This is a genomic window from Rugamonas sp., from assembly GCF_025354735.1.
Lineage (GTDB): Bacteria > Pseudomonadota > Gammaproteobacteria > Burkholderiales > Burkholderiaceae_D > Rugamonas.
Genome location: NZ_JANXMI010000265.1, coordinates 1 through 5568, shown reverse-complemented (window position 1 = coordinate 5568; position 5568 = coordinate 1). Strand labels below are relative to the sequence as shown.

Annotated in this window: 6 protein-coding genes; all 6 read left to right on the top strand. The window is 70.3% G+C overall.

The window, feature by feature from the left end:
• Nucleotides 1-1185, top strand: a 1185-nt coding sequence (locus Q0S71_RS21565; RefSeq protein ID WP_296000222.1) for a bifunctional diguanylate cyclase/phosphodiesterase, incomplete at its 5' end; no start/stop codon positions are given.
• Between the two features lie 274 nt (nt 1186-1459).
• Nucleotides 1460-2014, top strand: a complete 555-nt coding sequence (locus Q0S71_RS21560) for an iron transporter (RefSeq protein WP_296000215.1) — start codon at nt 1460-1462, stop codon at nt 2012-2014.
• 3 nt (nt 2015-2017) lie between these two features.
• A complete protein-coding gene (locus tag Q0S71_RS21555) occupies nt 2018-3523 on the top strand; it encodes a carbohydrate porin (RefSeq protein ID WP_296000212.1) in 1506 nt (501 codons plus the stop codon).
• An 8-nt stretch (nt 3524-3531) separates the two neighbouring features.
• On the top strand, nt 3532-3876 hold the full coding sequence (locus Q0S71_RS21550; RefSeq protein WP_296000207.1) for a cupredoxin domain-containing protein: 345 nt from the start codon (nt 3532-3534) through the stop codon (nt 3874-3876).
• Between the two features lie 12 nt (nt 3877-3888).
• The gene (locus tag Q0S71_RS21545) at nt 3889-4692 is read left to right on the top strand and encodes an FTR1 family protein (RefSeq protein ID WP_296000205.1); all 804 of its coding nucleotides are present in this window, start codon (nt 3889-3891) and stop codon (nt 4690-4692) included.
• Nucleotides 4685-5568: 4Fe-4S binding protein (locus Q0S71_RS21540; protein WP_296000203.1), on the top strand; the 884-nt coding region annotated here is incomplete at its 3' end. The genes Q0S71_RS21545 and Q0S71_RS21540, both read left to right, overlap by 8 nt.

The window sequence follows — 5568 nt, the reverse complement described above, 5'->3', positions numbered from 1 at the left end:
GCCACGCTGTCGCTGGTCGACCTCGACCACTTCGCCGAGACCAACGACGCGCTCGGCCACCAGTTCGGCGACCTGCTGCTGGTCGCCGTGGCGGCGCGCCTGCAATCGCGCCTGGGCAGCGAGCTGACGGTGGCGCGCATCGGCGGCGACATTTTCAGCGTGCTTGGCGACGCCGTCGCGGTCAATCCCGCGCGCATCCTGGCGCTGTTCGAGACGCCGTTCTCGATCGACGGCCAGGACGTGCAGTTGTCGGCCACGCTCGGCCTGGTGCGCCTGGCCGAGCACGATGGCAGCGGCGCCGACGCCCTCAAAGACGCCGACATCGCCCTCAAGCGCGCCAAGTCGCAGCAGCGCGCCGGCCACTTCTACTTCTCGCGTTCGATGGGCGTGGAGATCCGCGAGCGCGTGCGCATGATGCACGCGCTGCGCACCGGCTTCACCAGGGGCGAGCTGTTCGTGGTCTACCAGCCGCAGATGGATTTGTCGACGCGCCGCCCGGTCGGCGCCGAGGCGCTGCTGCGCTGGCGCACCGAGGACGGCACCTTCATCTCGCCCGACCGCTTCATCCCCATCGCCGAATACTCGGGCCTGATCATCGACATCGGCGAATGGGTGCTGCGCACCGCCTGCAAGGAGCTGGTGCAGCTGCGCGAGGCCGGCCACCGCGACTTCACGATGTCGATCAACGTCTCGCAGGTGCAGTTCCGCCATCCCTACTTCCTCGAGATGCTGCGCAGCGCGCTCGAAGACACCGGCGCGCCGCCCGAATTCGTCGAACTCGAAATCACCGAGTCGATGGCGATGGAGGAGCCCGACCTGCTCATCAAGATGCTCTGGCAGATCAAGCAGACCGGCGTCAGCATCGCCATCGACGACTTCGGCACGGGCTTTTCCTCCCTGTCCTACCTGCAGCGCCTGCAGGTGGACCGCCTCAAGATCGACCGCGCCTTCGTCACCGAAATCACCGGCTCGGCGCGCGGCAGCAGCATCGCCGAAATGGTCATCCAGCTGGGCCGCAACCTGGGCCTGGCGGTGATCGCCGAGGGCGTCGAGGACGAGCGCCAGGCGCAGATCCTGCAGGCCCTGGGTTGTCCGCTGGCGCAGGGCTTCCTGTTCGCCCGGCCGATGACGGCCTCCGCCCTGGCCGGCTGGCTCAACGACGACCCCATGCAGGGCGCCGCCTGAGACGCCGGGGCCGCGCCGGCGCGCAAGCAGGGCGCGGCGCGGCCGGCGGCCGATCCGCCTGAAGTTTACCCGGCGCGGCCCATCCGCGCCGCCCCCGCCGCGGCGATCGCGCGGCACGCCGTCCTCCCTCTGAAGCCCCCTCCCCCGGCACTTCCCCCTCTCCCCAAGGCGCGCGGCCGCGCCAATGTCGAATTCCTTAATCCGCATCAAGTACAAATATCAATGCGAACGATTATCATTATTGTTCCTGATCAATACTTCATGAAGGATTCGCATGCGCTCCACAGCAGTTCGCCTATTCGGCCGCCTTTCCGCCGCCGCCCTCGCCGCCACGGCGCTCCAGGCCGGCGCCGCCGAGTATCCCATCGGCGCGCCGCAGCAGCGCGCCGGCATGGAGATCGCTGCCGTCTATCTGCAGCCGGTGGTGATGGAGCCGGACGGCATGATGCGCAAGGCCGAAGAGTCCGACATCCACATCGAGGCCGACATCCACGCCCTGGCCGGCAATCCGAACGGCTTCGAGGAGGGCGCCTGGGTGCCCTACCTGCTCATCAAGTTCGAAGTCAGCAAGGACGGCTCGGCGCAGAAGGTCAGCGGTGAGTTCATGCCGATGGTGGCCAACGACGGCCCGCATTACGGCGACAACGTCAAGCTCTTCGGACCGGGCAAATACCATGTGCGCTACAGCATCCTGCCGCCGTCGGAGAACAAGCACGCCCATTTCGGCCGCCACACCGACCGCCTGACCGGCGTGCGCCCCTGGTTCAAGCCCTTCGACGTCGAGTTCGACTTCACCTATGTCGGCATCGGCAAGAAGGGCGGGTACTAGGCGATGCGCATTTCCCTGCCCATGAAGACGCTGGCCGCCGCGGCCGCCCTGCTGTGCGCGGCCGCCGGCGCCGCCGCGGCCCAGCCCGGCGCGGGCGAGCTGCGGCAATTGCTGGCCACGCTGAACGAGCGCGTCGGGCGCCTTGAGCGCCGCAACGCCGAACTGGAGCGTGAATTGCGCGCCGCCCGCCCCGCCGCGCCGCCCGCCCGCGGCGCAGAAAGCGCGCCCGCCATCGAACAGCGCGTCCTGGCGCTGGAATCGCAGCAAGCGCGCACGGCCGCCGGCCTGGACAGCGAGCGCCTCAGCGAAAACGAGCCGGAGCTGACCTCGCGCCTGAAGGCGCTGGAGATGCAGGCTGGCGGCGCGCGCAGCGCCGCCCGCAAGATCGAGGCGCTGGAGGGCCTGAGCGCCGGCTTCAGCCTGACCACGATGGCGCAAAAACCCTACGGCGCGGCGGACGCGCACAGCCAGCTCAATTATCGCGGCGACGCCTTCGTCACCATGCCGCTGGGAAAACTGGGCGCGGTCGAGCAGCGCGTCTACGCCCAGTTCCGCGTCGGCCAGGGCGCCGGCCTGAACGACCTGGCCAGTTTTTCCAAGCCGAACGCCAGCGCCTTCCGCGTGCTGGGCGGCTTGCGCCCCGACGACTCGGTCGCCGTGCTGGCGCAAGCCTGGTACCAGGCGCGCATCCCCCTGCCCTTCGGCGGCCACGCGCCGAGCTCGAAGGAGACGCTGGAGATCGGCTTCGGCAAGATGGACCCCTTCGCCTTCTTCGACCAGAACGCCGTCGCCGGCGATGAAACCCGCCAGTTCGCCAACACCGTCTTCGTCCACAATCCCCTGCTGGACGCCGGCGGCGACATCGGCGTCGACGCCAACGGCTTCGCGCCCGGCTTCCGCCTGTCCTACCAGAACGCCGGCGCCAAGCCGGAGAGCTGGCGCCTGTCGCTGGGCGTGTTCGGCGCCGGCCCGACCGGCTCGAACTACCAGCGCAGCCTGAGCTCGCCCCTGATCCTGCTGCAGGCCGAGACGGAGCGGCGCCTGTTCGCCGGCCTGCCCGGCAACTATCGCCTGTACGCCTGGCGCGCCGGCCAGGCCAGCCATTTCGACGACAGCGTCGTCGCCACCGAGCGCCACAGCGGCTGGGGCGCCTCGCTGGACCAGCGCGTCGGCGACGGCGTGACCCTGTTCGGCCGCTACGGCCGCCAGGTCAACGGCCATGTGCGCTTCGATCAGGCCGTGACGGCGGGCGCCGAGTTCAACGGTTCCTACTGGAGCCGCGCCGGCGACAGCCTCGGCCTGGCCGCCGGCTGGCTGCAGACCAGCCGCGCCTACCGCGCCGCCAGCGGCGCCGACGGCGCCGAGCGGGTGCTGGAGCTGTACTACCGCTACCGCATCAACAAGCAGTTCGAACTCTCGCCCCATCTCCAATACATCGGCCGTCCCGCCGGCGCCGCCGGAGCCGGCCCGATCACCGTCCTCGGCCTGCGCGCCCAACTTAGTTACTGAGATCCATCATGTTCCCACACCTGCGCGTTTTACTCGGCGGCCTCGCGGCCGCCGCCTGTCTGGCGGCGGCGCCGGCCCCCGCCGCCGACCTGCCCACCTTCACGCTGACGATACGCGACGGCCGCTTCGTGCCGGAGACGGTCGAGGTGCCCGCCAACACCAAGTTCCGCCTGCAGATCAAGAACGAGGGGCCGGGCGCGGAGGAATTCGAAAGCGTCGAGCTGCGCAAGGAGAAGGTGCTGGCGCCGGGCGCGTCCAGCTTCCTGATCTTCATGCCGCTCAAGCCGGGCAGCTACAAATTCTTCGGCGAATTCCACCCGCAAACGGCCCAGGGCCGCTTCCTCGCCAAATGAAAGGGGCAGTCCATGGGTAACGCCCTCTTCATCGTCTGGCGCGAAAGCGTCGAGGCCATGCTGGTCGTCGGCATTCTGTACGCCTGGATCAAGCGCAACGACGGCGCCGGCCTGCGCGCCCTGTGGCTGGGCGTGGCCGCAGGGGTCGCCCTGGCGGGGGCGCTGGGCTGGGCCATGGTGGCGGCGCAGGACGAGCTGTCCGGCGGCGCGCTGGAATGCTTCCAGCTGGCCATGCTGCTGGCCGCCGCCGGCCTGATCGTGCAGATGGTGCTGTGGATGCAGAAGCACGGCCGCCATATGAAACAACAACTGGAGCGCGACCTGGCCGGCGCCGCGCGCCGCGCCGGCGGCGTGGGCGTGGCCGCCATCGCCGCGCTGGCGATCGCGCGCGAGGGCGCCGAGACCGCCATCTTCCTGTACGGCATGGGGCTGGCCGACGGCGCCGGCGTCGGTCTGGCCGGCGGCGCCGCGCTCGGCTTCGCGCTGGCGCTGTTGACGGCCTGGGCCGTCAATCGCGGCCTGCGCTTCCTGAACTACCGGCAATTCTTCCGCGTCAGCGGCCTGCTGCTCCTGCTCTTCGCGGCGGCGCTGCTGGCCAGCGCCGTCGACCGCATGATAGGCTCCGGCTGGCTGCCCCCTCTGGTCGACCCGCTGTGGGACAGCTCGGCGCTGCTCGACGACGCCGGTTCCGGCGGCGCCGCGCTGGCCGCCTTCACCGGCTACCGCGCGCGGCCCTCGCTGACCCTGGCCGTGATCTACGCCCTGTACTGGATCGGCATCGCGCTGGCGCAGCGCCGGCGGGGCCGGCATGGCTAGCATCCCCCTCGTCGACATGCGCGCGGCGGCGCGGCCGAAGGGCCGCCTGGCCGCCGTCGGCACGGCCATGCGCCGCCACCGCAACTGGATACTGGCCACGCAATGGTGCGTGGTCGCCTTCTATCTGGCGCTGCTGGTGCTGCCGGCCTGCATGCCGCTGCCGCCCGAGGACGCCCACCTCTACGACAATCTGCGCCTGTTCGCCCAGTTCCTGTTCTGGGGCATCTGGTGGCCCTTCGTCATGCTCGGCACGATGCTCTTCGGGCGCGTCTGGTGCGGCGTCTTCTGCCCGGAGGGCGCGCTGAGCGAACTGGCCAGCCGCCACGGCCTGGGCCGCCCCATCCCGCGCTGGATGCGCTGGGGCGGCTGGCCGCTGCTGGCCTTCATCTGCACCACCGTCTACGGCCAGCTGATCAGCGTCTACGAGTACCCGCAGGCGGCCCTGCTGATACTCGGCGGCTCGACCCTGGCGGCGCTGGCCGTCGGCTTCGTCTACGGCCGCGGCAAGCGCGTCTGGTGCCGCTACCTGTGCCCGGCCAACGGCGTCTTCTCGCTGCTGGCGAAAATCGCCCCCATCCACTTCCGCGTCGATCAGGACGCCTGGAAGCGCGACACGGCGCGCGCGCCGGCGGTGGACTGCGCCCCGCTGATCGACATCCGCCACATGAAAAGCGCCTCGGCCTGCCACGCCTGCGGGCGCTGCAGCGACCACAAGGGCGCCGTCGGCCTGGCCGCGCGCAGCCCGGCCGCCGAAATCCTCGCCGCCGGCGACGCCGACGTCAAGACCGCCGAGGCGCTCATGCTCGGCTTCGGCGTGATCGGCGTCGCCACGGCCGCCTTCAACTGGTCGGCCAGCGCGCGCTTCATCCAGATGAA